The sequence below is a fragment of the Novosphingobium sp. CCH12-A3 genome, assembly GCF_001556015.1.
GTDB lineage: Bacteria > Pseudomonadota > Alphaproteobacteria > Sphingomonadales > Sphingomonadaceae > Novosphingobium > Novosphingobium subterraneum.
The window spans coordinates 18,790-44,792 of sequence record NZ_LSIA01000082.1 but is presented as its reverse complement, the minus strand read 5'-3'; the positions used below and the strand labels follow the sequence as shown (position 1 = coordinate 44,792).

Here is a 26,003-nt window from a genome sequence, read left to right as displayed (position 1 = left end):
CACCCCATGCCGATCACGCTTACCGTCAAGGACCGCATCGCCGAGATCGTGTTCGACGTGCCGCCGGTCAACGCGTTCGACAGCGAGACGTGGATGTCGCTGCCGGCCATCGTCAAGAAGGCGGCGGCAGACCCTGAGGCGAACGTGGTGCTGATCCGCGCGGCGGAGGATTCGCGGGGGTTCTGCGGCGGGGTGGACATCAAGGAGATGCAGGCCCACCCGGAACGCATCACCGTGCTCAATCGCGGCAACTTCCTGACGTTCAAGGCGATCCACGAGGCGGAGATTCCTGTCGTGGTCGCGGCGCACAAGTTCGTGATCGGCGGCGGCATCGGGATCTGCGGCGCGAGCGACGTGATCATCGCGGCGGACGATGCGTTCTTCTCGCTGCCGGAAGTCGATCGCGGCGCGATGGGCGGGGCGAGCCACATGTCGCGCATGCTGCCGCTGCACAAGGTGCGCGCGGCGTTCTTTACCGGCGGCAACATCCCGGCACAGGAAGCCTATCGCCTGGGTGCGGTGGAGAAGGTGGTGCCGCGTGCCGATCTGGTGGCAGAGGCCCACGCCTTCTGCAGCGTGATCGCATCGAAGAGCCGCAAGGCGCTGGTCATCGCCAAGGAAGCTCTGAACGGTCTCGAAGCGCGTGACGTCGATCGCGGATACCGCTGGGAGCAGGGCTTCACGCTGGAAATGTACATGCACGAAGACAGCCAGCGCGCGCGGGATGCCTTCGTCGAGACCGGCAAGGCGGCGAAGTTCTGATGAACCTGACGTACACTCCAGAACAGCAGGCATTTCGCGCAGAGGTTCGCGCGTGGCTGGAAGCGCATGTGCCGAAGCAACCGCTCGAGCATTACGACGCGACGCGCGAGGGTTTCGAGGCGCACCGGCAATGGGAAGCGACGCTGAAGAGCGGCGACTGGGGCATGGTGACCTGGCCCAAGGAATACGGCGGGCGCGGGCTCGACCTGATCCAGTGGCTGATCTTCGAGGAAGAGTATTACCGTGCCGGAGCGCCGGGCCGCGTCAACCAGAACGGCATCTTCCTGCTCGGCCCGACGCTGATGGAATTCGGCACGCACGAACAGAAGCAGCGTTTCCTGCCGCCGATGGCGAGCGGCGAGGAAATCTGGGCGCAGGCCTGGTCCGAACCGCAGGCGGGGTCCGACCTTGCCGGAGTGCGGGCGACCGCCGTTCGTGAGGGCGACGAATACGTGCTCAACGGCCACAAGATCTGGTCGAGCCGCGCCGCCTTTGCCGACTGGGCCTTCGGCCTGTTCCGCGAGCCGGGCAGCGAGCGGCACAAGGGGATGAGCCTGATCTTCTTCCGGCTGGATCAGGAAGGCGTCACCCGCAACCCGATCCGCAAGATCAACGGGCATGTGGGCTTTGCCGAGATCTTCCTCGACAACGTGCGCGTGCCTGCGTTCAACCGCCTGGGCGACGAGGGGCAGGGCTGGCACATCTGCATGGCGACCGCAGGGTTCGAGCGCGGGTTGATGCTGCGTAGCCCGGCGCGCTTCCAGGAAGCTGCTGCTGCGCTGGCGGCGCTGTGGCAGAGCCGCAAGGACAGCTGCGATCCAGCGCTGGAGGCGGACGTGGTGCGCGCGCACATGAATGCGGAGGCCTATGCGCTCAACATCTACCAGACCGCATCGCGGCTGATGGCGGGCGCGAAGATCGGGCCGGAGGCTTCGACCAACAAGATCTTCTGGTCGGAAATGGACATCCACCTTCACGAGACCGCGCTGGCTATCCTCGGGGCCGAGGCCGAGCTGCTGCCGCCTGCTGGTGAGCACGAATGGCTCGACGACTACATCTTCTCGCTGGCCGGGCCGATCTATGCCGGGTCGAACGAGATCCAGCGCAACATCATAGCCGAGCGCATGCTCGGCCTGCCGCGCTGAGGAGGGACGGGCACATGGACTTCACCCTCAACGACGAACAGCTGATGTTTGCCGAGACGGCACGGACGCTTCTGGGCGATACCTGCACGCCGGATCATTGGCACAAGATGATGGAACAGGGCGTGGCCTTCGATGCCGCGCGCTGGGCGCAGATCGTCGAGAACGGCTTTACCCTGCTGCTCCTGCCCGAAGCTGCTGGCGGCATGGGGCTGACCGAACTGGACCTTGCCCTTATCGCCATCGAGGCGGGCTATGTGGCGCTGCCTGAACCTCTGGCGGAAAGCGCCGGTGTTGGCGCGCCTTTGCTGGCCAGCCTTGCGCCGGATCATCCGCTCCTGGCCGATCCGGCGGCGATCATCGCGGTGGCCCCGGCGATCAATCCGGTCGTCGCCAATGCCGACATTGCTGCGGCGATCCTGATCGAGAAGGACGGACGGGCCTTCCTCGCCAAGCCGGACCAGGTGACGCTCACGCCTGCCGAGACCATCGATCCGTTCCGCCGCCTGTTCCGCATCGACTGGGATGAGAGCAACACCGAGGATCTAGGCCCTGCCAACTGGACGCTGGCGCTGGACCGCGCGTCGCTGTTCGCGGCGGCGCAGGGGCTGGGGCTGGCGCAGCGGGCGGTCGATCTGGCGGTCGCCTATGCCAAGGACCGCATGCAGTTCGGCAAGCCGATCGGATCGTACCAGGCGGTGAAGCACCACCTTGCCAGCGCGCAGACCGCGATCGAATTCGCGCGGCCGGTCGTGCTCGCTGCTGCGGCCGAGATCGGACACGCCGACATTCATTCGCGGGCGCGGGTGTCCGAGGCGAAGATCGTTGCACTGGAAGCGGCCGAGAAAGCCGCGCGAGCTTCGATCCAGGTCCATGGCGCGATGGGCTATTCCTGGGAAGTGGACGTGCACCTGTTCCTCAAGCGCGCGCTGGCGCTGAAGGCGGCGTGGGGCACGCCCGCCTTCCATCGCAGCCGCATTGCCACGCGCATCTTCACCCAGCCACTTGGCGCCGACCAGACCTTTGCACGCGAGACAGAACATGCCTGAAGCCTTTATCGTCGATGCCGTGCGCGCGCCTGTCGGGCGCAAGAAGGGCGGCCTTGCCCACCTCCACCCGGCCGACCTTGCCGCGCATCCCATCCGCGAACTGATGGCGCGGCACGACTTCGACCCGGCGCTGGTCGAGGACGTGGTGTGGGGCTGCACCGAAACGATCGGCGGGCAGGCGGGCGACATTGGCCGCACGGCGTGGCTGGTCGCCGGTCTTGCCGAGGACGTGCCGGGCGTGACCATCGATCGCCAGTGTGGCTCTGCCCAGCAGGCGGTCCACTTCGCCGCACAGGGCGTGATGAGCGGCACGCAGGACATTGTCGTGGCCGGTGGCAGCCAGGCGATGAACCGCATTCCGATCATGGCGGCGATGACCGCTGGCGCTGCCTATGGCTTCGAAAGTCCGTTCATCGGCGCCAGGGGCTGGGACGCGCGCTATGGCGACGAGGAAGTGAACCAGATCCGCTCGGCCGAAATGATCGCCGAGAAGTGGAACATCAGCCGCGAGGAAATGGACGCTTTCGCCTATGAGAGCCACCGCCGTGCGCAGCATGCGACCGAGCAGGGCTGGTTCAGGAACGAGATCGTGCCGCTGGAGGGGCTGGACCGCGACGAGACGATCCGTCCTGGCACGACGCTGGAAGGCCTCGCCTTGCTCAATCCGGTGCGCGAGGGCGGGCGGATCACAGCGGGCAATGCCAGCCAGAATTCCGATTGTGCGGCTGCGCTGCTGATCGTCAGCGAGCGGGCGCTGAAGGAGCACAACCTCAAGCCGCGCGCGCGCATTCACCACATGTCGGTGCGGGCCGACAATCCGGTGTGGATGCTGACGGGGCCAATACCGGCGACGCGCTATGCCATGCACAAATCGGGCATGAAGCTTTCCGACATCGACCTGTTCGAATGCAACGAGGCTTTCGCTTCGGTGCCGATGGCGTGGATGAAGGAACTCGAAATCCCGCACGAGAAGGTCAACGTGGCGGGCGGCGCGATTGCGCTGGGCCATCCAATCGGATCGACAGGCGCCAAGCTGATGACGACGCTGCTCAACTCGCTTGAGCGCACCGGTGGCCGTTATGGGCTGCAGACGATGTGCGAAGGCGGCGGGCAGGCCAACGTCACGATCATCGAGCGGCTCTGACCATGCACGCCGCCACCGCCATTACCAACCTGCTCTACCGCTACGCGGAACTGATGGACGCTGGGCAGCTCGATGAGGTTGCCGCGATGTTCGATCATGCGCGCGTCACCTTGGGCGGCGGGCGTGTGGTGGAAGGTGGGGCCGCGATGCTGGAGCAGTGGCGCGCCTTCGTGCGCATCCATCCTTGCGGCACGCCGCGCACGCGGCACGTGATCACCAACCCGATCCTCGAGATTGACGAGGCGGCGGGCACGGCGAGCTGCCGTTCGGTCTACACCGTGTTCCAGCAGACCCCGGAACTGCCGCTGCAGGCAATCGCATCGGGGCGTTATCACGATACGTTTGAATGCGTTGGCGGAACCTGGCGCTTCGCCACGCGCGACTATTCAATGCTCGATTACATCGGCGACCTTTCGCAGCACCTGCTGCTGCCGGTTGGCTGAAGCACTTCACAGGAGACACAAGTGGGCATCTGCGGCGGTATCTGTAATGGGCGCACTGTCATCATCACCGGCGCCGCACGCGGGCTGGGCCGCGCCTATGCGCTGGCCTTTGCCGCCGAGGGCGCGAACGTGGTGGTCAACGACATCGGCACGTCGCTGGGCGGCGAGGGTCGCGATACCAGCGCTGCCGATGGCGTGGTGGCCGAGATCGTGGCGGCGGGCGGCAAGGCCGTGGCCAACTACGAGGACATCACCGACTGGGATGCGGCAGGACGGATCGTGCAGGCCGCGCTCGACGCCTTCGGTGACCTGCATGTGGTGGTAAACAATGCCGGCATCGTGCGCGACCGCATGTTCGTTTCGGCAACGCTGGAAGAGTGGGACGCGACGATGCACGTCCACCTGCGCGGCCACTTCTGCCTTGCACGCCACGCCGTGAACTACTGGCGGGCCAAGCAGAAGGACGGGCGCGATCCCGATGCGCGGATCATCAATACCTCGAGCGGGGCCGGGCTGCAGGGCTCGATCGCGCAGGCAGCCTATTCGACAGCCAAGGGCGGCATCGCCTCGCTGACGCTGGTGCAGGCGGCAGAGCTGGGGCGCTATGGCATCACTGCCAATGCACTGGCCCCATCTGCGCGCACCCGCATGACCGAGCAGGCCTTTGCCGAGAAGATGGCGACCGAGGGCCAGGCCTTCGACGTCATGGACCCCGCCAATGTCGCGCCGACGGTCGTGTGGCTCGGCAGCAGCGCAAGCCGCGATGTGACCGGGTGCGTCTTCGAACTCGAAGGTGGCAAGATCATGCTGGAGGACGGCTGGCGCGAGGGTCCGGTGGTGGACAAGGGCGCCCGGTGGGAGCCTGCCGAAGTTGGCGATGCCGTGGCGAAGCTGATCGCAGCGCGCGTGCCGCCGCGGAAAGTGTGGGGTGCGGCCTAAAGGCCGCGGGGTATGGGGCACGGCCTGAAGGCCCGGACGGAGTAGAGACGATGGAATTTGCCTTCACCGACGAACAGGCGATGATCGCCGAGACCGTGCGCGGCTTCTTTGCCGAGAACGCGACGAGCGAGCGCACGCGAAAGGCCATGGCGGCCGACGGGATCGACCGCGAGCTGTGGTCGTCGTTCGCGACCGAGCTTGGCCTTGCCGGGATCGGCCTGCCCGAGGAGCATGGCGGCGCGGGCCTCGGCATGGTCGAGATGGCGCTGGTGGCCGAGGCTGCAGGCGCACAAGTGGCGGCGCTGCCGCTATTGGGCCACGTAATGATCGGGCAGGCCATTGCGCGTGGGGGTTCCGAGGCGCAGAAGGCGGAATGGTTGCCGCGCCTTGCTGCGGGCGAGTTGATCGCGACGGCGGCGTGGGCTCCGCAGCTGGCCGTGAAGGATGGCCGGATTTCGGGCACGTTCCCGTTCCTGCCGCATGGCGCTTCGGCTGATCTGCTGCTGGTCCATTTGGGCAGCGATGCGTGGATCGTCGACCTAAAGGGCGCTGGTGTGAGTGTGCAGGCGCACGTCACGATGGACCAGACCCGGCCTTTTGCCACGGCGACGCTCGATGGCGCGCAGGGCGAGCAGCTTGCCGATGGCGATGCGGCAATTGCCGGGGCGCTGGCCGCCGGGTGGATCTGCCTTGCCGCCGAGGCGCTGGGCGGAGCGCAGGCGACGCTGGATCGGACCGTGGCCTATTCCAAGGAGCGGGTGCAGTTCGGGCGGCAGATCGGCTCGTTCCAGGCCTACAAGCACCGTCTTGCCGACATGATGATCGAGATCGAGCAGGCGCGCTCGGCGGTCTACTGGGCGGCCTGTGCGGTGGATGAGGGTTCGGGCGAGGCGCTGGTCGCGCTGCATTCGGCCAAGGCGTTCTGCGCCGACACCTTCTTCATGTGCGCCGGCAACATGATCCAGCTGCACGGCGGCATCGGCTTTACCTGGGAGCATGACGCGCACCTGTTCTTCAAGCGCGCCCGTTCGATCCAGACGCTGCTTGGCGATGGCCAGTGGCATCGCGAGCAGGTCGCCTCGGCGGTTCTCGGGGCGGCTGCATGAAGCTCGGCTTTTCGCCCGCTGACGAAGCCTTTCGCGCAGAGTGCGCGGAGTGGCTGCAGGCGGAAATGACCGGGGCATTCGCCGACATTCGCGGCATTCCCAACCTGTGCGACGCAATCCCGCGCCGCAAGGAGTGGGAGCAGCGGCTGGGCGAGGCCGGGTGGAGCTGCATCGGCTGGCCCAGGGAGTGGGGCGGGCGCGATGCGACCATCGCCCAGCAGGTGATCTTCGCCGAGGAATATGCGCGGGCTGGCGCCCCCAATCGGATCAACCACATCGGCGTGGAACTGGCCGGGCCGACGATCCTTGCCTTCGGGTCCGAGGAGCAGAAGGCGAGGTACCTGCCCGAAATCGCGGCAGGTCGGCAGATCTGGTGCCAGGGCTATTCGGAGCCGAATGCCGGTTCCGACCTTGCCAACGTGAAGACCAAGGCGCGGTTGGAAGATGGTGAGTGGGTGGTCAACGGCCAGAAGGTCTGGACAAGCCTCGCGCATTATTCGGACATGATCTTCGTCGTCGCGCGTAGCGAAGAAGGCTCGGCGGGCCCCAAGGGGCTGTCGTTCCTGTTGATGGACATGGACCAGCCAGGCATCGAGGTGCGCCCGATCCGTCAGATCAACGGCGAGGCCGAGTTCAACGAGACTTTCCTCACCGACGCGCGCTGTGCCGCCGATGCCATGCTGGGCGCAGCGGGCGAGGGGTGGAAGGTGGCGATGGCGCTGCTGGCGTTCGAGCGCGGGGTTTCCACGCTCGGCCAGCAGATGCAGTTCAGGAACGAACTCGACGCCGTGATCGATGCGGCCAAGGCCAACGGAAAGGCTGCCGATCCGGTGATCCGCCAGAAGATTGCGCGGGCGGAAATCGGCCTTCGCCTGATGCGCTATGGCGCGCTTCGAATGCTTTCGGGCACAGACCTTGCGGCCATCGACGGTGCGGCGCTGACCTACAAGATCCAGTGGGCGACATGGCGGCGCGACCTTGGCGAGCTGGGCATGGAAGTGCTCGGACAGGCCGGAGAAATTGCGTCCGGTGACCATTACTCCTGGCCGACGCTGCCCAACCTGTTTCTCTTCAGCCGCTCCGACACGATCTACGGCGGCACCAACCAGATCCAGCGCAACCTGATCGCCGAGCGCGGTCTGGGGCTACCGCGCGAACCGAGAGGTCAAGCATGAGCGTTCCCGTTCCTCCCTATCCGACGCCGCTTGGGATGCTCAAGGGCAAGACGGTGGTGGTGACCGCCGCTGCCGGGACCGGCATCGGCTTCGCTGTCGCCAAGCGGGCCGCCGAGGAGGGCGCGCGCGTTCTCATCAGCGACTTTCACGAGCGTCGTCTGGGCGAAGCGGCCGATCGCATTGCCGCCGAAGTGGGGTGCGAACGCCCGTTCACGCAGGTGTGTGACGTGACCAGCGAGGCGCAGGTTCAGGATCTGCGCGATGCCTCGCTGGAGGCGCTGGGATCGGTCGACGTGCTGATCAACAACGCCGGCCTTGGCGGCGAGGTCGATGTCGTCGACATGACCGACGAGCAGTGGAGCCGCGTGCTCGACGTGACGCTGACCAGCCTGTTCCGCATGACGCGGGCGTTCCTGCCTTCGATGTATGCGGCGAAGAGCGGAGTGATGGTCAACAACGCCTCGGTGCTGGGCTGGCGCGCGCAGCGGGGCCAAGCGCACTATGCCGCGGCGAAAGCGGGCGTGATGGCCTTCACCCGCTGTGCCGCACTGGAAGCGGCGGATCACGGCGTGCGCATCAATGCGGTGGCGCCGAGCCTGGCGATGCATCCGTTCCTTGCCAAGGTGACGACAGAAGAGCGCCTTGCCGAGCTGGTCAAGACCGAGGCCTACGGGCGCCCCGCCGAGGTGTGGGAAGTGGCCAATGTCATGCTGTTCCTGGCCTCGGACCTTTCCTCCTACATGACCGGCGAGATCGTCCCGGTATCGAGCCAGAGGGCCTGATCGTGGCGGTGGTGTTCGAGAAACCGGCCGACCTGCTTGGCAAGGAAGGCACGCAACTGCCGCCGACCGAGTGGCTTCTGGTCGATCAGGAGCGGGTCAACGGGTTTGCCGATGTCACGGGCGATCACCAGTGGATCCACGTCGATGTCGAGCGTGCCAAGGACGGACCGTTCGGCGGGACGATCGTGCATGGCTACCTGACGATGAGCCTCGTCAATTACTTCCTCCCCCAGCTGATCGAGGTGCGCGGGTTTGCCCATGCGGTGAACGTCGGCGCGGACCGCTTGCGCTTCCTCTCGCCGGTGAAGGTTGGCAGCCGCATCCGGGGTGCAGGCGAAATCGTCTCGGTCGAGGAGGTCAAGGGCGCGATCCAGTCAGTCGTGCGCGTCACCGTCGAGATCGAGGGGCAGGACAGGCCAGCCTGCGTGCTCGATACAATCAGCCGCTATTTTCCGGAGCAAGTGCGATGACCGATCCCAAGGTGATGGAAGCCGCCGTTCACGAATATGTTGCCGCGTTCGATGCAGGCGCGCCCGAACGGGTTGCCGCGTTGTTTGCGGAAGATGCCACGGTCGAAGACCCGGTGGGGACCGAACCCAAGGTCGGGCAGGCGGCGATCCTCGAATTCTATACGGCCTCGATGCAGACAGGCGCGAAGCTCAGGCTTGAAGGGCTGGTGCGCGTGTGCGGGCCTTATGCGGCGTTCGCGTTCTCGGTCCTGCTCAACCTTGGCGGCAAGGACATGCGCGTCGATGTGATCGACACCTTCAAGTTCAACGACGACGGCAAGGTCGTCGAGATGCGGGCCTATTTTGGGCCGACCAACATGCACGGATTTTCCTGAGAGGACGCAAACATGCGTGAAGCCGCCATCGTTTCGACCGCCCGCACCGGCGTGGGCAAGGCCTATCGTGGGGCCTTCAACGATACCGAAGCTCCGGTGCTGTCGAGCCACGTGGTCAATGCCGCGATTGCGCGGGCCGGGATCGATCCGGCACGGGTGGACGACGTCTACCTCGGGGTCGGCAACCACTGGAACACGCAGAGCTACAACCTTGGGCGGCTAACCGTCCACGGTTCGGTCCTGCCCGACACGACAGCGGGCTTCACGCTCGACCGCAAGTGCTCGTCCGGGCTCAACGCCATCGCGCTCGCAGCGCGTGGCATCATGTGCAACGAGATCGACGTTGCCGTGGCGGGCGGCATGGAAAGCATTTCGCTGACCATCAACAAGCATGCGCCGCAGTTTCGCAACCGTTCGGAATTCATCAAGGCTGCGGACCCGCATGCCTACATGGTGATGATCGAGACCGCCGAGATCGTCGCGGAGCGCTATGGTGTGACCCGCGAGGAGCAGGACCGCTTTGCCGCCCTTTCGCAGCAGCGCGCCTCGGCTGCGCAGGAAGCCGGCAAGTTCGATGACGAGATCGTGCCGATCACCGTGACCAAGGCGTTGTTCGACAAGGAGGGTAACGAGACCGGCAAGGAAGAGGTGACGCTTGGCCGTGACGAAGGTGTGCGCGCGGGCACGACTTACGAAGCGCTCGCGGGGCTCAAGCCGGTGTTCAAGAACGGACAGGTCATCGCCGAGGGCAAGCACGTTACCGCAGGCAATGCCAGCCAGCTTTCTGACGGCGCATCGGCGCAGGTGCTGATGGACCTCGATACTGCAAAGGCCGAAGGGCGTCCGGTGCTGGGGATCTATCGCGGCTTCCAGGTGGCGGGCTGCGGGGCAGAGGAAATGGGCATCGGGCCGGTCTTTGCGATCCCCAAGCTGCTGGACCGCGCAGGGCTGAAGATCGAGGACATCGGGCTGTTCGAGATCAACGAGGCCTTCGCGAGCCAGGCTGTCTATTGCCAGAAGAAGCTGGAGATCGATCCCGACAAGCTCAACGTCAACGGCGGCGGCATTGCCATCGGCCATCCGTTCGGCATGACCGGATCAAGGCTGGTTGGCCATGCCCTGATCGAGGGCAAGCGGCGGGGCGTGAAGTACGTCGTCGTCTCGATGTGCGTGGCGGGCGGCATGGGTGCGGCCGGCCTGTTCGAAGTGGCCTGACCCGCGATGCTCGATCCCCTGCCGCCAACGATACCCCACGCCGCTCAGGCTGCGGCAAGAACCTGGCCAGATGCGCCGGCGGTGCTTGAGAACGGCGAGGTGTGGAGCTTTGCCGAGCTGTGGCAGCGCAGCAGGTCGGCGGCTTCGGCACTGCTGGGGCGGGGCATAGGCGCAGGGGCCCGGGTAGCCATCTGGGCTCCCAATTCGCGCGAATGGATCGTGGCGGCGATTGCGGTGATGAGCTGCGGCGCGGCGGTGGTCACGCTCAATACCCGGCTGAAGGGCCGCGAGGCGGGAGACATTCTGCGCCGCACGAATGCGAAGCTGCTGTTCACGGTCGAGGGCTTTCTCGGCATCGATTACCGCGCCCTGATCGCGGACGAGGACCTGCCTGCGCTGGAAGGCACGTTGCTGCTCGAGCACGATCTGGTGCAAGGGGGCAAGGGGGCGGACGACCCGGCCGTGGACGGGGCGCTGGTGGGTATCGACGCCGATACTGTCTCGGACATCCTGTTCACCAGCGGGACGACCGGCAGCCCCAAGGGCGTGCTGATGACTTACGGCCGGGTCCTGCCGCAGGCTGCGGTGTGGTGCCAGAATACCGGCCTGCGCGAGGGCGATCGCTATCTCATTGCCAATCCGTTCTTCCATTCCTTCGGCATGAAGGTGGGCTGGGTTGCGTGCATCCTCTCGGGGGCGGTGGCTGTGCCGATGCCGCAGTTCGACGTGGGCCAGGCAATCGAGCTGATCGAGCGCGAACGCATCACTTTCATGCCGGGGCCGCCGACCATCTTCCAGATGCTGCTGGCAGAGTTGGACAAGCGCAAATGGGACTGCTCATCGTTGCGGGGCGGCACCACCGGCGCGGCAAGCGTGCCGCCCGCGCTGGTCGAACGCATCCGCGAGGACCTTGGCATGGTGGATCTGATCACCGCCTATGGCATGACCGAGTGCGTGAACATCACGACCTGCGTTCCGGGAGACGACGCTGAAACTATTGCCGGCACCTGCGGCAAGGCTTTTCCGGGCAACGAAGTTCGCATCGCCGACGCGCAAGGCAACGAAGTGCCGCGCGGGCAGACCGGCGAGGTGCAGGTGCGCGGGCAGGGCGTCATGCTTGGCTATCTCGACAACGCACAAGCCACGGCCGAGACCATCGACGCCGATGGCTGGCTGCACACAGGCGACGTCGGCACGATGGACGAGCGCGGCTATGTGCGCATCACCGACCGGATGAAGGACCTGTACATCTCGGGCGGGTTCAACGTCTATCCCGCCGAAGTCGAGAAGCTGCTGGCGGAGCATCCGGCGATCGGCATGGCCGCCGTCGTCGGCGTGCCGGACGAGCGCCTGGGCGAAGTGGGTCGCGCTTTCGTCGTGCTTCGTCCCGGTGCAACCGCAAGCGAGGCCGAGCTGATCGCGTGGTCGCGCGAGAACATGGCCAATTACAAGGTGCCGCGCAGCTTCGTGCTCGTGGAGGATCTCCCGCGCAATGCAGCGGGCAAGGTGCTGAAAACAGAACTTCGCTGATCAAGGCGAGGGCTATTTCGGAGAGAGTGATGCAGCGATTTGTCGGCAAGGTTGCCCTCGTCACCGGAGCAGGATCCGGCATCGGCCGCGCCGCGGCAATTCGCTTTGCGCAGGAAGGCGCGAGGGTGTTCTGCGCTGACCTCAACCTTGCGGCGGCGCAGGCCGTCGTGGCCGAGATCGGTCAGCGCGCAAGCGCCGTGAAGGTCGACGTGGCCGACTATGCCAGCAACCAGGAGATGGTGGCGCAAGTTCTGGCCGTAGCCGGAAAGCTGGATTTCGCCTTCCTCAACGCCGGGCTCTATGGCGCCGCCGAAGGCCTCGACACGGTTGACGAGGCGCTGTTCGACAAGCTGGTCGCGGTCAATCTCAAGGGCGCGTTCAACGGGATCAAGGCGGTGCAGCCAGTGATCGGGCAGGGCGGCGCGGTCGTGGTCACGGCTTCGGCGGCCGGCGTGGTCGGCCATCCGGCGAACCCGGCCTACAGTGCTGCCAAGCATGGCGTGGTCGGGCTGGTGAAGTCCTGCGTCGATGCCTTCGCGGCGCGCGGCTGCCGGATCAATGCGCTGTGCCCGGGCGGAGTGGAGACCCCCCTGATCGGCGCGCCGGATGTCGAGATCGTTGATGGGCAGGAGCTGCCGCGCGTGCCCTTGCGCGGCATGGGACAGGCGCAGCATGTTGCCGAAGTGGCGTTGTGGCTGTGCAGCCCGGCCTCGGGCTTCATCACGGGTCAAGCGCAAGTGCTTGACGCGGGACTGCTTTCGACCTTCGCGCCGGTGATGCTGCCTATCGGGCCGTGAGATAGACCGGCACGCAGGCCATTACGCCGCCTGTTGAGCGGCACGAACCATGGGCTGCCAGTCGAGCGATAGGTCTTGCGGAAGCCATCATTCAGCTGATCTTCGAAGATCCTGCCTTACGTGTCTGAAGCGAGGGAGGCGAAGTAATCGGCAATGATCCGGTCCGGCATGCCGATGCCACGCAGGCAGAACCACGTCGCCTGCCTGACAAGATCATCCCCTGCGACTCCGTAAGGCCTTGCCGCCAAAGGCAATCCCCCGATTGCGGCCATCATCGTCCCGACATGTTCGACGAACATGGCAGCGGCGGGCACGTCGAGAGGCTCGCCGTCAAGTCCACCCTCGGCCCGGGCAGAGGCATAGGCCGCGTCCATGGCAGCCCCGTTGCGCCGCTGCGAGCGGCGATAGATCAGGCTGGCGTAGGAGCCATCGCCTGCAAGGCTGGCCAGGGTCATGCGATGCGTATCATGACGGGCAGGATCCTCTGCATCGGTCGCGCAGGCGGAGATGAAAGTATGGATCGCACTGGCGAGGCCCCGCGCACCTTCGCCGTGCACGCCCTGTTCGCGCCAGCGCTCGTCCTGCTCGAGAAATACCTGGCGCAGGACCGCGCGGTAGAGGGCGAGCTTGCTGGGGAAATGACGGAACACCAGCGCCTCCGAGACCTTCGCCTCGCGCGCGATCTGCAGGGTCTTGGCTCCGTCATAGCCGTGCTGTGAAAAGACCCGCCGTGCGGCGGCAACGATCTGGCCTCGGCGCTGCACGCCCGGTATTCGGGTCCTTGTCATGATCACTCACTTACTTGGGAGACGGAGTGAGTCAATCATCAGGCCGAGGCTATTGCAGTTCCGGCCTCACCAGCGCCGAGGCGGGAACCCGCTCCGCCCAGAACGCGCCTTCGAGATCGGTATCGACATCGACCGCGCCGCGCACACCCAGAGCCTCGCGCGCTTCGGCCAATGGGAGGTGGAAGCACGGCTCCAGCTTCTTCATGAACAAGGCGTCGCTGGCCTTGCCGACCGCCATGCCGCGCTGGATAGCGTCGGTGCAGGTGTTCCAGACTTGCGGATAATGCAGTATCGTCCGCACGGTGTAGCGGAGCGATCCGAAGATCTGGATCAGGCTCAATTCGGCTGCCAGTTCCGGATTGCGGATGTGCTTGAACACGTTGGTCAGGCGGTACCAGTAGGGGACGAGCTCACCCATGAAGTTGAACCCGCCGCCACACAGGATGTGTTCGAAATCGTGGGTCTGGCCTGAGCGCAGGTTGTAGAACTCCAGCTGGCTTTTCGGTTCGCGCCAGGGCGTGATCTGGATCTCGTAGTTTCCTTCGGTGATCCATTGGTAGAAGATTCCGCCGAGCGAGCCTGGCGCGTACTGCGCGAAATCGTCGATCGAGTAGGTCGAGTAGAAGCCCTCGGAAAGCCAGGCATCGAGTTCGGGATTGATCCGGCGTTCTGCCGTGAACATCTCCTCTATGGCATCGTGATCGCGCAGTTCCTCGAGAATCGGCAGGAACTCGTACATCTCGGCTGGCGGGGGCAGGTCCGGGCCGTTGCGGCGCAGGAGGATCATCGCCAGCCAATCGCGCAGGCGGGGGTTGTTGAGATACTTCGACGAGGACACGAGCACGCTCGACGGTGTTTCGACCGGCATGACGCCGCGGGCGAGATAGGGCAGGTCAGGCATCGACTTCTCCTGTTGCTTTTCTGAGCGGTGCGCAGTGGAAGGTTCCTGAAAATCAGTCACTTCGTGCCGCGCCTTGGGTTCGCTGGCGATTGCAGAATCGGTGTGGCCGCATTGTTCGGTGCATCGCCAACGGAGGACTTCCAGAAAAATTCGTCAAGCCCACATAAGCGCAAAGACGTGCCCTTGGCTACGCAACATGATGCTAAAATCGTCTCTTGAACTTATTTTGCGTAGTTGATAGGCTGCTTCATAGAGAAAAAGAATACCGGGATGAGGGGCCTCCCTGCCTTTCTGCGAATTGTCGTCGTGCATGCTTGGGGCGTGCGCGGGGATGCCGCTCATCCTGTCGATCCGTGTTTCGCCGCAGAGGCATGGGAAGTACGATCTTGGAGGGAGAGAACGATGTCTGACACAATGCGTGCACGCTCGGAAACGGGACGACGGGTCGCTTGGGCGTTGCTGGCAAGCGTTTCGCTGGGCAGCTTTGCTGCGCCGCAGATCGCTTTTGCTGCAGAAGATGCTGCGGATGAGCAGGCTGCGGAAAACAGCGTGCCCAACAACATGGAAATCATCGTCACGGCCAACCGCCGCGAAGAGCGCGCACAGGACGTTCCGATCTCGATCACCGCTATCAGCGCAGAAAGCATTCGCGAACGCGGGCTTACCCAGTTGCAGGATCTGCAGGCTTCCGTGCCGTCGCTGGTCGTCGGCCCGAACGGGCAGGCTTCGCGCGACGTGATGTCGCCATCGATCCGCGGGCAGAGCGCATCGTTCCAGGGATCGCCCGCGGTCGTCGTCTACATGAACGAAGTCCCGCTGGTTTCGGCGATCACGCTTTCCGGCCAAGGTGGCCCCGGCAGTTTCGTCGACTTGCAGAACGTACAGGTTCTGGCCGGCGCGCAAGGCACGCTGTTTGGACGAAACACCACTGGTGGCGCGATCCTGCTGACGCCGGCCAAGCCGACCGACAAGCTCGAAGGCTATGTCCAGGCCGGCTTTGGCAACTACAGCATGGTCGAGACCGAAGCGGTGCTGAACCTGCCGATCTCGGACAAGGTTCGCCTGCGGCTTGTCGGAGCCTCACGCGATCGTGACGGCTTCACGCATGACGTAAACTGGAACAAGGATCGCGACGACCAGCACTGGCGCATGGGCCGCGTCGGGCTGTGGATCGAGCCGGTGGAGGGCGTCACCAACTATACGCTGGGCTACTATGGCAAGTCGCACAGCAATGGCACGGGTTCGATCGCCAAGAACTTCAATACCAACTATTTCGTTGGCCTCGCCACGCGGCCGATCCTGGTTGCGCCGGGCGTATCCCTGCCACTGGGCGCAATCGCGCCGACTTTCAATTTCTGCGGTGCAGGGACCGGCCCTGCCAATTGCAGCTACTACACCAACCTGCTCAATCAGCAGAACGCGCGCGGCATCCGCCAGACAGCGCATGGCATGGACAGCTTCGCCAAGCTGGAATCCTGGGGCATCAACAACACCACCGACATCGAACTTTCCAGCACTCTCAAGCTGCGCAACATCTTCAGCTATGCAGAACTGAAGTCCTACTACGCCAACGACCAGGACGGCACGATCGCTCCGGTCTATGATACCGGCGTGACGGTAGAGAGCCGCACCGCCCCGCGTGACTGGTACAAGCAGGTGACCGAGGAACTGCAGTTCCAGGGCACGGCGCTGAACGACAAGCTGACCTATACGGTCGGCGGCTTCTACTACAAGCAGAGCCCGCGGGGCACGATGGTGTCCTATTCGATCAACGTCTGCGGCCTGCAGTCGGTCACGGGCTGCCCCATCGGCCAGAGCCAGATCGGTGTGACCAACGAATCCAAGGCGCTCTATGCGCAGGGCTCGCTCGATTTCGGCGCGTTTTCGCCTGCGCTTGACCGCCTGCGACTGACAGCGGGCTATCGCTATACCTGGGACACCGTGGACGGATCGACCACATCGTTCAGCTATGTCCCGCTGCCGGGTGGGGCGAAGTATGTCACGGCGTGTTCGTGGAAATCGAATCCCAATCCCACGCAGCCGATCGCCGATCCGCTCAACACCTGCCTGTTCGGTGCAAGGCTGAAAAGCTCGTCGCCCAACTGGACCATCGGGCTCGACTACCGCCCGAACGACAACATCATGGTCTATGGCAAGGTCACGCGCGGCTACAAGGCCGGTGGCTTCAACAGCTATGCCGTGTTCGAGAACACCCGCACCTTCGGGCCGGAGACCGTCACCGACTACGAAGCAGGCTTCAAGACCGACTTCAACGCCGGCGGCATGCGCGGGCGGTTCAACGTCAACGGCTTCTGGCTGGACTACAAGAACATCCAGCGCGCGGCCGGGGACTTCAACCGCGCAACCGGCGGCAATGGCGCGATCACGCTGAACAACGCTTCGGCCGAGATCAAGGGCGTCGAAGTCGAGGCGATGATCCAGCCGACGCAGAACATCGAACTGGGCGGCAACTACAGCCACCTCAGCGCCAAGTACAAATCCTTCAAGTTCGATTCGAGCTCCGGCGTGTGGGATTGTACCGCGCAGTCGATCACTTCGCCCAAGGTCTTTGCCGGGGCGGACATGACCTGCCGTCCACTGCAGTACCTCTCGCCCAACATCCTGTCGGTCTATGGCCGCTTCTCGCTGCCGGTTTCGGAAGATGTGGGCAATTTCAGCCTGTTCCTCAGCTACAACTGGACCGACAAGCAGCCGACCGCGCCGTTTTCGACCGAGCGCTTCCCGGATGGGACGATCAACGAACCGGGCGTGCTGCTGCCGAGCTATGGCCTGCTCAACGCCACGATCGACTGGAAGGGCGTGATGGGCGCGCCGGTGGACCTGAGCCTGTTCGCCACCAACATCACCAAGAAGAACTACATCATCTCGAACACCGGCATCTTCCAGACGATCGGCGCGCAGAGCGTGATCTATGGCGAGCCGCGCATGTTCGGCCTGCGCCTGCGTTACAGCTTCGGCAACTGACGAGAGAAGGAGACGGCGGCGTGACGGGAAGACTTGCTGGGCGCGCCGCCGTCATTACCGGCGGTGCCGATGGCATCGGCGAAGGCATTGCTCGCCGCTTCGCCAGGGAAGGGGCGAGCGTGGTCGTCGCAGACTACGATGCCGAGCGCGGTCCGGCGGTGGTCGAGCAGCTTTGTGCAGGCGGGGCGCAGGCGGTCTTCATCCAGTGCGATGTCTCTTCCCGTGACGATGTGTTCGCGGCGGTGGACCTGTGTGCCGAGCGGTTCGGTGCGGTCGATATCCTCGTCAACAACGCCTATCGCGGCGAAGGGCCGGTGCGGATCGAGCGCAAGACCGACGCGCGCTTCGACGATGCGCTGAAGATGTGCCTCTATGCCACCAAGTGGGCGATGGAGCGGGCACTGCCGCACATGAAGGCGCGGGGCTGGGGCCGCGTGATCAACATGGCGTCGCTGAATGGCGTCAACGCACACATGGGCAGCGCAGACTACAACGTCGCCAAGGAAGCGGTGCGGGCCTATTCGCGCACGGCGGCGCGGGAATGGGCGCCCCATGGCATCTGCGTCAACGTGATCTGCCCGGCAGCGGTCTCGGCCGCCTATCGCCGTTTTGCGGAAATGGCGCCCGACGTGGCGAAGGCGACTGCGGCCGCAAACCCGATGGGTCGTATGGGCGATCCCGAGGCGGACATCGGCGGCGTCGCTCTGTTCCTCGCCAGCGAGGACGCGCGGTATCTGACCGGCAATACCCTGTTCGTAGACGGTGGCGGCCATATCAATGGCGTGCCGTGGGTGCCGGATTTCGGGGACGACTGAAGCGTCGCCTCAGTCGGCGCCACTCCAGATGATTGCGGTGTCCCCGCTGTTGGTGTGCCACAGGGCATCGCGGCGGGTTATGCGCCAGCCGTCGGGGCGCAGGGTCCAGCGATCGATGTATTCGCCGTTCGTGTCGAATATTGGACCGCCCGTGTCACCGGGGCGCTGGTGGCGGGCCTGGACATAGGCGCGGCTGGTTGCGGCCAGGCTGCCGGGCGCAACGTCGATCGTGATGCTGCCGATCAGGTGCTGGCTTGGCCCGCAGAGATCGAGGAAGCGGCGCATGTTGGCTTCCAGCGCGGCGATCCCGGAGTGTTCGCCCAGGCCGTAGTCGAAGGTCAGGTCAGTGGCGAAGACATCTGGCAAGGCGTCCCACTGCTTTGCATCGATCACGCGCGCAAAGCGGGCGAGGCCTTCACGGATCGCGCGCTCGGCCGTCAGTTGAGCCAGGGTTCCCGATGCCGGGGGCGCAGCCGGAACCTCGTCCACAACGAACATTCGCGTGGCGGCGCGGTCGAAGACGTTCTCCTCGTCATGCGCGATCCGGGCGGCAACTTCCGGGTCCGACGCGACGGCGAGGAAAGCGTCGTAATGCGCGCGGCTGGCGAAGCGCATTTCCGTCACGCTGTCGAAGTCGATTGCGGCAACGGCGCTGGTGAAGGCGCCGTCGCGGTCGACGTAGTTGCGCCGATAGTCGGCAATGTGTGGCAGCAGCGAGCGGATCAGCGGGGCGTGGCGCGTCTCGTAATAGGCGATGAACGCCTCGCGGCTAAGGCCCTCCTTCTTGCGGAGCAGGGCGATGACCTTGACCGGCGCAGTGCTCATTCGTCCCAGTGGATGAGGTGGCTGATATCCGTGCGCTCGTGCGGTTTTCGGCCGGTGGTCGCGAGGCGCTGGACGGAAGGTTTGCCCTTCGTCTCGCTGAACTTGCGCAAGACTTCGATCACGCGATCATAATAAGTGGACTCGATCTTCCACACCCCGCCTTCGCGGCGATAGGCGTCGGTATAGATCGCCGTGCCGAAGGTGTGGGCGTCCTTCTCGAGGTCGATGAACACGTCCTGCAGATACCACAGGCCGGTGGCGCTGTTGTCGCCGGTCACGCTGATTTCGGGCATCGAGCCGATGTGCATGGCAAGCGCGCCCGAGTGGAAAGAATTGGACAGGAACTCGACCATGGCGTCACGCCCTGACAGCGAGACCTTGTAGGTGCCGCCATTGTAGGTGCAGGCGACATCGGCCGTGAACAGCGCCGGCAGGGCAGCAAAATCGCCGGTATCGATAGCGCGGAAGTAGCGGTGCTTGAGCACCTTGATCTCTTCCATGTCGGAGAGCTGCTGGAGCGTGTAAGGCATTGCGGGATCAGGCTTTCTGTTCTTGTGCGTAGAGCATTTCGGCGCGGCCCTTGAGCGCGCGGGCGCTATCGTCGAACGCACGTTTTACCCACGGTCCGGCAAAGCGGAAGACGTGGATGCCATTGGCGCCAAGGAAGGCGTCGGTCGAGAAGTACCGGCATGATGCATCGCCGGTCGGTTCGATCACCTGATCGCGGCGGGCGGGGTAGGGCCAGAAATCGGAGTGGACCATCTCCCACGAGATCATGCGCTCGGGCTCGAAAGCGCAGATGTATTCGCAGTTGGGCACGAGCGTGCCGGGCACGGCATAGTTGACCAGCGTCATGTCGACCGCCGCGCCCATTTCGAGTGTGGAGGAAGCGCGCACGCAGAACGGATTCCATTCGCTGTAACGTGGCATGTCGGTGAGTACGGCCCAGACCACGCGGGCGGGGGCTGCGATTTCCACCGTCTCGCTGACGGTCACGGCATCGGGATCGAAGCCCGAAACCGGATCGTCGGCAAGGGTGGGGTGGCTCTTCATCCAGTCAAGCAACATGACCGTGCCCTCCCTTATGCCGCGACCCAGTCGCCGCCGTTGACGTCGAGCATGGCGCCGGTCACTTCCGAGGCGTAGTCAGAGAGCAGGAAGTAGACTGCCTTGGCGCAATCCGCGTCGGGCGGGATGTGGCCCACCGGGATCTCGCTGGCGCGCTGCTTGCGGAACGCTTCGGCGCCTTCGCCGAGACCCTGGATGAAGCCTTCCAATGGAGCGCCCATCATCCAGCCCATCAGCGCGGTGTTCACGCGCACGCCGGTGCCGCCGAACTCGACCGCGAGGTGGCGGGTCATGTGATTGAGCGCGCCCTTGGCCATGCCATAACCGCCTTCGCCGGGCATCGGCTTGCGGGTGCAGAGGGTGGAGATGTTGACGATGGAGCCAGCGCCTTGCGCCTTCATCGTGGGAAACACGGCCATGGCCATGCGCAGCGCGCCTGCCGCGCCGACATCGAACGCTTGCAGCACCTGGTCGATGTCATGCTCGATCAGCGGGCCCCAATCAGGGTGATAGTAGGCCGAATTGACCAGACCATCTATGCGGCCCCACTGGTCGAGCGCGGCCCTGGCTGCGGCCTGGCACTGATCCATCTGCGTCACGTCGAGCGGCACCGCGATGGCTTCGCCACCTGCCGCGACGATCTCGTGCGCCACTTCCTCGATGGCCTGCTTCGAGCGGGCGGTGACGACGACCTTGGCGCCTTCCTTCGCCGCACCCCGGCACGCGGCCTGGCCCATGCCGGGCCCTGCGCCGGTGATGATGACGACCTTGTCCTTGAGGATCATGGCATTTTCTCCCGGGGGGTTGGGCGGGGGCCTTATCGCCCTCTCGCCGTTTGTTTTCAGGTCAGGCTTGCGCTTTCAGCATGTCGAGCGCGACGTCGACGATCATGTCTTCCTGTCCGCCGACCATCTTGCGGCGGCCGAGTTCGACGAGGATCGCGCGCGTATCGAGGCCGTAGGTCTCGGCAGCCTTTTCGGCATGGCGCAGGAAACTGGAGTAGACCCCGGCATAGCCCAGTGCGAGCGTCTCGCGATCGACACGGACGGGGCGGTCCTGCAGTGGGCGGACGAGGTCTTCGGCAGCGTCCATCAGCATCATCACGTCGCAGCCGTGGTTCCAGCCCTTGCGATCGATGGCGGCGATGAAGACTTCGAGCGGGGCGTTGCCCGCGCCCGCGCCCATGCCGGTCAGCGAAGCGTCGATGCGCACCGCGCCGCACTGCGCGGCAACGATCGAGTTGGCGACGCCGAGGCCGAGGTTGTGGTGGGCGTGCATGCCGCGCTGGGTTTCGGGCTTCAGCACGCGGTCATAGGCTTGAAAGCGCGCGCGCACGCCGTCCATGTCAAGCGCGCCGCCACTGTCGGTGACATAGACGCACTGTGCGCCGTAGCTTTCCATCAGGAGCGCCTGCTGGGCGAGGGCGTCGGGCTCGATCATGTGGCTCATCATCAGGAAGCCCGAGACGTCCATGCCAAGATCGCGGGCGATGCCGATGTGCTGCTTGCTGACGTCGGCCTCGGTGCAGTGCGTGGCGACGCGGACCGAGCGGACGCCGATGTCATAGGCGCGGCGCAGTTCCTCGACGGTGCCCACGCCGGGCAGGATCAGCGTGGTCAGCACGCACTTGTCGAGCACGTCGGCCACGGCTTCCAGCCATTCCCAATCGGTGTGCGCGCCGAAGCCGTAGTTGAAGCTGGCGCCGGAAAGGCCATCACCATGGGCGACCTCGATGGCATCGACGCCCGACTTTTCGATGGCCGAAGCAATCGCGCGGACGTGGTCGATGCCGTACATGTGCCGAACCGCGTGCATGCCGTCACGCAGCGTCACGTCCTGGATGTAGAGCTTGTCGCCGGCTTCGACGTTGAAGGTGGCAGTCATCGTCCGATCTCCTTCAGGCGGCAGCAGCGGCCATGCGGCGCGCGGCAAGCAGTTCGCCGGTGGCCTTGGCGGCGGCAGTCATGATGTCGAGATTGCCGGAGTAGCTGGGCAGGTAGTCGCCTGCGCCCTCGACTTCGAGCATGATCATCGACTTGATGCCGGTGAATTCGCCCTGCCCCGGAATCTTCAGGCGGTTGTTGTCGCCGAAGCGTTCGAACTGAACTTCCTGCTTGAGCCGGTAGCCGGGGACGTACTTCTGCACTTCGGCCACCATATCGGCCACCGACCGGCGAATGGCGTCCTCATCGCCGCCTTCGGACAGGGTGAACACGGTATCGCGCATGATCATCGGCGGTTCGGCCGGATTGAGGATGATGATAGCCTTGCCCTTGGCGGCGCCGCCCACCTGTTCGATCGCACGGGCGGTGGTGCGGGTGAACTCGTCGATGTTGGCGCGGGTGCCGGGTCCGGCCGAGCGCGAGGAGACCGACGCCACGATTTCGGCATAGTGGAGCTTGTCCGAGACGCGGGCGACGGCGGCGACCATCGGGATCGTCGCCTGACCGCCGCAAGTCACCATGTTGACGTTGGGCTGGTCGAGGTGCTGCCCCATGTTGACCGGCGGCACGGTGAAGGGACCGATGGCCGCGGGGGTAAGGTCCACCACCTGGATGCCATCGGCGCGCAGAGCCTCGTCATGGACCTTGTGGGCGTAGGCGCTGGTCGCGTCGAAGGCGATGCCGATGTCCTTGTAGAGTGGGTGGGCGCGCAGGCCTTCGAGGCCTTCGTGCGTGGTGGCGATGCCGTGTTCGCGCGCCATGGCCAGGCCTTCGGACTTCTCGTCGATGCCGACGACGATCGCCAGTTCCATGTTCTGCGGGTACTTGATCATCTTCATCATCAGGTCGGTGCCGATATTGCCCGAACCGATGATCGCGGCCTTTACGCGTGCCATTCAGGTATTCCTCAAACGAAGTTGGCGACGCAGGTGCCGAGTGGCCCTGCAGCGTTGCTGAGTGTCATTTCGAAGCGATCGCCCTTCACGGCGGGCGCGAGCGGGACGAGTGAACCCGACAGGATCACGTCGCCTGCATCGAGCGTCACGCCATAGGCGCCGAGCGTGTTGGCGAGCCAAGCCACCGCTTGTGCCGGATCGCCCTGCACGGCATGGCCATAGCCTTCGGACAGCGGTTCGCCGTTCTTGGTGACGGCCACGTGCAGATTGGGCAGGTCCAGCCCGGCGGGGTCGAGCCGTTCATTGCCGATCACGTAGACCCCGCATGAGGCGTTGTCGGACACGGTATCGACGATCTTGATGTTCCAGTTGTCGATGCGGCTGTCGACGATCTCGAAGCAGGGGGCGATGCTTTCGGTGGCTGCAAGAACGTCAGCGGCCGTGACGCCGGGGCCATTGAGGCTGCTCTTGAGGATGAACGCGATCTCGGCCTCGGCGCGAGGAGCAATCAGGGCCTTGGCGTCGATGTCGATGTCACCTTCGACATGCATCCAGTCGGTCAGGAAGCCGAAGTCGGGCTGGTGGACGCCGAGCATGTCCTGCACGGCCTTGCTGGTCACGCCGATCTTCTTGCCGACGACCTTCTCGCGATCGGCGACGCGGCGCGAAAGGAAATCGAGGTTGATGGCATAGGCATCGTCGAGCGTCAGCGAGGGATCCTGCTCGATCAGCGGGGCGATGGTCTTGCGGGTGCGCAGGGCTTCGTAAAGCGCCGCGCCATAGTGCTGGATCTTATCGGCGGGCATTGAGGAACTCGATGGCAAAGGCGTTGAACTCGGCAGCGCGTTCGACCTGGACCCAGTGGCCGGTGCGGCCGAAAGTGATCGCGCGGACATCGGGACAATGGTCGAGGAACAGACGCGCATGGGCTTCCGGGCAGAACTCGTCGTTCAGACCCCACAGCACGAAGACCGGCTGGGTGATTTCCGGCAGCCGCGGCGAGAGGTCGGGCGTGCGCATGCGCACCAGCACGTCCTTGGGCTGGGTGCGGGCGACGGCGAAGCGTTCCTCCACCAGGGCATCCGGGATCCTGGGGGCGAAGTCCGGGTGGACGAGGTTCGAGACGAGGCGCTTCTGCTCGGCCAGGTTGAAGTCCGGCCCCCCGAAGCTGGAGACCATCTTGGTGATGCCCGGCATCACGAAGTAGGCCTCGCGCTCGGCCACGCAGCCAGGGGCCATCAGCACCAGATTGCGGGTGAAGCCGGGGTGGTCGAGCGTCATCAGCAGGGCAATGCCGCCGCCCAGCGAATTGCCGACGAGGCTGGCGCTGGTCACGCCGTGGGCGACGAGCGCTTCGTACACGGTATCGGTGAAGAGCTGCAGCGTGTAGTCCAGCCCCTCTGGCTTGGACGAGCCGCCATAACCGATCAGGTCGGGCAGGATCACGCGGTAACCGGCGTCCACAAAAGCATCGATGTTCTGGCGGAAGTTGGACGCACCGGAGGCGCCGGGGCCGCTGCCGTGCAGGAAGACGACGGCAGGCGCGGAAGGATCGCCCGCTTCGGCAATGACAATTTCGTATCCGCCGGAGACGCGATGCGTGGTCTGGGTCAGGCTAGCCAAGGGTGGCGCTCCCATCAGAGGAAGGTGAAGGTCGGTTCCTGACCGAGCATCGCGCCGACCACGTCGAGCGTACGATTGGCCGGGTCATTGGCGACGTGTGCGCGGCCGGCGTTGAGATCGAGCCAGGGCTGGATGATCGCGCTGGACGTGTAGATCGCGCGACCGCCCAGCAGCTTGACCATGTCGTCGACCAGATCGGCCATGCGGCGCACCACGCTCGCCGAGTTGTAGGCAAACAGGGTGCGCTTCTCCATCGGGATCGGCTCGCCTGCTTCGGCCAGGGCCATCAATTCATCGAAGGTGAGGCGCAGGGTCTGCTCCATCTCCGTCACTTCGGCCTGCGCACGGGCGATGGCGGCAAGAAGAAACGGATCGTTCTTGGAAGCCTTGCCGGTGTTGGTCGAGACGCGGTTCTGGGCAATGTCCATGGCGGCAGAAATCGCCGCGCGCGCGCCGCCGAAGGCAGCGGTCGAGACCGAGCGCATGAAAACCTGGGCCCAGGGCAAGGTGTAGAGGGGCCCCGTGTTGGTCTGCTGGCCGGGGTTGGTGCAGAGATATCCGTCGATCGAACGGTGAGTACGGTGTTCGGGGACGAACACATCGTCGACAATTATGTCATGGCTGCCAGTACCCTGCAAACCGAAGACGTGCCAGCTGTCGGTGTCGATCGTATAGTCGGCGCGGGGCAACAGGAACGCGCGCATGTCGGGCACGCCGCCTTCTTCGCGCGGCGGGACCATCGCGCCCAATACGACCCACTGACAATGGACGGAGCCGGTCGAGAAGCCCCAGCGGCCCGAGAGTCGATAACCGCCTTCGACCGGGGCGACCTTGCCGACGGGCTGGTAGGAGGAGGACACGAGGGTGGAGGTGTCCTCGCCCCAGACCTCGGCCTGCGCTTCTTCGTGAAAGAGCGCGATTTCATAAGGATGGCAGCCGACCACGCCGTACATCCAGCCGGTGGACATGCAACCTTCGGCAAGGGCCCGCTGCACATCGTAGAAGACGTTGGGGTGCATTTCGTAGCCGCCCCAGCGCTTGGGCTGAAGGATGCGGAAGAAACCAGCCTCATGGAATTCGGCAATGGATTGCGCCGGAACGTCACGCCCGGCGACGCATTCGGCCGCGCGCTGGCGCAAGGCGGGGATCATGGCCCTTGCCCGGGCGACGAGCTCTTCGCCCGACGGGATCGAGCTTTCGAGCGAAATTGCAGCTGCGCTGGCCATGAGCG

Annotated in this window: 27 protein-coding genes; 16 read left to right on the top strand and 11 right to left on the bottom strand. The window is 64.8% G+C overall.

The annotated features are described in order from the left end of the window. Positions 1-6 precede the first annotated feature (6 nt). The 14 genes from AX703_RS06355 to AX703_RS06290 are packed head-to-tail and all read left to right on the top strand — an operon-like array spanning position 7 to position 12,928. Complete coding sequence (locus AX703_RS06355) at positions 7-762, top strand: enoyl-CoA hydratase family protein (RefSeq protein ID WP_039334517.1); 756 nt, start codon at positions 7-9, stop codon at positions 760-762. After that, positions 762-1,907, top strand: coding sequence for an acyl-CoA dehydrogenase (locus AX703_RS06350; protein ID WP_062343311.1), 1,146 nt, complete (start codon positions 762-764; stop codon positions 1,905-1,907). Before AX703_RS06355 ends, AX703_RS06350 begins: the two co-directional genes overlap by 1 nt. Positions 1,908-1,921: 14 nt before the next feature. Then, entirely contained in the window at positions 1,922-2,953 is a 1,032-nt protein-coding gene (locus tag AX703_RS06345) for an acyl-CoA dehydrogenase family protein (RefSeq protein WP_062343310.1), read from the top strand. Then, entirely contained in the window at positions 2,946-4,097 is a 1,152-nt protein-coding gene (locus AX703_RS06340; protein ID WP_062343309.1) for an acetyl-CoA C-acetyltransferase, read from the top strand. Before AX703_RS06345 ends, AX703_RS06340 begins: the two co-directional genes overlap by 8 nt. Before the next feature lie 2 nt (positions 4,098-4,099). Then, a complete protein-coding gene (locus AX703_RS06335) occupies positions 4,100-4,540 on the top strand; it encodes a nuclear transport factor 2 family protein (protein ID WP_062343308.1) in 441 nt (146 codons plus the stop codon). 21 nt (positions 4,541-4,561) lie between these two features. Beyond that, positions 4,562-5,479 carry an SDR family oxidoreductase gene (locus AX703_RS06330; RefSeq protein ID WP_231735403.1) on the top strand — a complete coding sequence of 306 codons (918 nt, stop codon included), beginning with the start codon at positions 4,562-4,564 and terminating at the stop codon, positions 5,477-5,479. Between the two features lie 50 nt (positions 5,480-5,529). Beyond that, positions 5,530-6,585 carry an acyl-CoA dehydrogenase family protein gene (locus tag AX703_RS06325; RefSeq protein WP_062343307.1) on the top strand — a complete coding sequence of 352 codons (1,056 nt, stop codon included), beginning with the start codon at positions 5,530-5,532 and terminating at the stop codon, positions 6,583-6,585. Then, positions 6,582-7,760 carry an acyl-CoA dehydrogenase family protein gene (locus tag AX703_RS06320; protein ID WP_062343306.1) on the top strand — a complete coding sequence of 393 codons (1,179 nt, stop codon included), beginning with the start codon at positions 6,582-6,584 and terminating at the stop codon, positions 7,758-7,760. Before AX703_RS06325 ends, AX703_RS06320 begins: the two co-directional genes overlap by 4 nt. Beyond that, positions 7,757-8,542 (top strand): SDR family oxidoreductase, encoded by a 786-nt coding sequence (locus AX703_RS06315; RefSeq protein WP_062343305.1) that lies wholly within the window; start codon positions 7,757-7,759, stop codon positions 8,540-8,542. Before AX703_RS06320 ends, AX703_RS06315 begins: the two co-directional genes overlap by 4 nt. A 2-nt stretch (positions 8,543-8,544) precedes the next feature. Then, positions 8,545-9,012, top strand: coding sequence for a MaoC family dehydratase (locus AX703_RS06310; RefSeq protein WP_369820991.1), 468 nt, complete (start codon positions 8,545-8,547; stop codon positions 9,010-9,012). Next, positions 9,009-9,386, top strand: coding sequence for a steroid Delta-isomerase (locus tag AX703_RS06305; protein WP_062343304.1), 378 nt, complete (start codon positions 9,009-9,011; stop codon positions 9,384-9,386). The genes AX703_RS06310 and AX703_RS06305 overlap by 4 nt, the downstream gene beginning before the upstream one ends. A 12-nt stretch (positions 9,387-9,398) precedes the next feature. Beyond that, positions 9,399-10,601 (top strand): acetyl-CoA C-acyltransferase, encoded by a 1,203-nt coding sequence (locus AX703_RS06300; RefSeq protein WP_062343303.1) that lies wholly within the window; start codon positions 9,399-9,401, stop codon positions 10,599-10,601. A 6-nt stretch (positions 10,602-10,607) separates the two neighbouring features. Next, a complete protein-coding gene (locus AX703_RS06295; RefSeq protein ID WP_062343302.1) occupies positions 10,608-12,131 on the top strand; it encodes a FadD3 family acyl-CoA ligase in 1,524 nt (507 codons plus the stop codon). A 29-nt stretch (positions 12,132-12,160) separates the two neighbouring features. Next, positions 12,161-12,928: an SDR family NAD(P)-dependent oxidoreductase gene (locus AX703_RS06290; RefSeq protein WP_062343301.1), complete on the top strand. Its 768-nt coding sequence runs from the start codon at positions 12,161-12,163 to the stop codon at positions 12,926-12,928. A gap of 116 nt (positions 12,929-13,044) precedes the next feature. Here AX703_RS06290 and AX703_RS06285 read toward each other — a convergent pair whose 3' ends face one another. Further along, complete coding sequence (locus AX703_RS06285; protein WP_082734453.1) at positions 13,045-13,716, bottom strand: TetR/AcrR family transcriptional regulator; 672 nt, start codon at positions 13,714-13,716, stop codon at positions 13,045-13,047. 49 nt (positions 13,717-13,765) lie between these two features. After that, positions 13,766-14,617, bottom strand: a complete 852-nt coding sequence (locus AX703_RS06280) for a hypothetical protein (protein WP_062343358.1) — start codon at positions 14,615-14,617, stop codon at positions 13,766-13,768. 402 nt (positions 14,618-15,019) lie between these two features. Here AX703_RS06280 and AX703_RS06275 point away from each other — a divergent pair, with 402 nt between their 5' ends. Both AX703_RS06275 and AX703_RS06270 read left to right on the top strand, forming a co-directional pair. After that, the gene (locus tag AX703_RS06275) at positions 15,020-17,602 is read left to right on the top strand and encodes a TonB-dependent receptor (protein WP_062343299.1); all 2,583 of its coding nucleotides are present in this window, start codon (positions 15,020-15,022) and stop codon (positions 17,600-17,602) included. A gap of 20 nt (positions 17,603-17,622) precedes the next feature. Beyond that, entirely contained in the window at positions 17,623-18,417 is a 795-nt protein-coding gene (locus tag AX703_RS06270; protein ID WP_062343298.1) for an SDR family NAD(P)-dependent oxidoreductase, read from the top strand. Between the two features lie 9 nt (positions 18,418-18,426). On the opposite strand, the gene AX703_RS26485 is transcribed toward AX703_RS06270, so the two are convergent. The 9 genes from AX703_RS26485 to AX703_RS06220 form a co-directional block, all read right to left on the bottom strand. Next, positions 18,427-19,242 (bottom strand): nuclear transport factor 2 family protein, encoded by an 816-nt coding sequence (locus AX703_RS26485; RefSeq protein WP_082734452.1) that lies wholly within the window; start codon positions 19,240-19,242, stop codon positions 18,427-18,429. After that, positions 19,239-19,772, bottom strand: coding sequence for a nuclear transport factor 2 family protein (locus AX703_RS06255; protein ID WP_062343297.1), 534 nt, complete (start codon positions 19,770-19,772; stop codon positions 19,239-19,241). Before AX703_RS06255 ends, AX703_RS26485 begins: the two co-directional genes overlap by 4 nt. A gap of 7 nt (positions 19,773-19,779) precedes the next feature. Next, complete coding sequence (locus AX703_RS06250) at positions 19,780-20,310, bottom strand: SRPBCC domain-containing protein (protein WP_082734451.1); 531 nt, start codon at positions 20,308-20,310, stop codon at positions 19,780-19,782. A 14-nt stretch (positions 20,311-20,324) separates the two neighbouring features. Further along, the gene (locus AX703_RS06245) at positions 20,325-21,095 is read right to left on the bottom strand and encodes an SDR family oxidoreductase (protein WP_039334546.1); all 771 of its coding nucleotides are present in this window, start codon (positions 21,093-21,095) and stop codon (positions 20,325-20,327) included. Positions 21,096-21,156: 61 nt separating this feature from the next. Next, complete coding sequence (gene dmpG, locus AX703_RS06240) at positions 21,157-22,194, bottom strand: 4-hydroxy-2-oxovalerate aldolase (protein WP_062343355.1); 1,038 nt, start codon at positions 22,192-22,194, stop codon at positions 21,157-21,159. Positions 22,195-22,207: 13 nt separating this feature from the next. Further along, the gene (locus AX703_RS06235) at positions 22,208-23,149 is read right to left on the bottom strand and encodes an acetaldehyde dehydrogenase (acetylating) (RefSeq protein ID WP_039334548.1); all 942 of its coding nucleotides are present in this window, start codon (positions 23,147-23,149) and stop codon (positions 22,208-22,210) included. Positions 23,150-23,160: 11 nt separating this feature from the next. Beyond that, positions 23,161-23,955, bottom strand: coding sequence for a fumarylacetoacetate hydrolase family protein (locus AX703_RS06230; protein WP_062343296.1), 795 nt, complete (start codon positions 23,953-23,955; stop codon positions 23,161-23,163). Then, positions 23,942-24,772: an alpha/beta fold hydrolase gene (locus AX703_RS06225; RefSeq protein WP_231735402.1), complete on the bottom strand. Its 831-nt coding sequence runs from the start codon at positions 24,770-24,772 to the stop codon at positions 23,942-23,944. Before AX703_RS06225 ends, AX703_RS06230 begins: the two co-directional genes overlap by 14 nt. A 14-nt stretch (positions 24,773-24,786) precedes the next feature. After that, the gene (locus tag AX703_RS06220; RefSeq protein WP_062343295.1) at positions 24,787-25,998 is read right to left on the bottom strand and encodes an acyl-CoA dehydrogenase family protein; all 1,212 of its coding nucleotides are present in this window, start codon (positions 25,996-25,998) and stop codon (positions 24,787-24,789) included. Between the last annotated feature and the right edge of the window lie 5 nt (positions 25,999-26,003).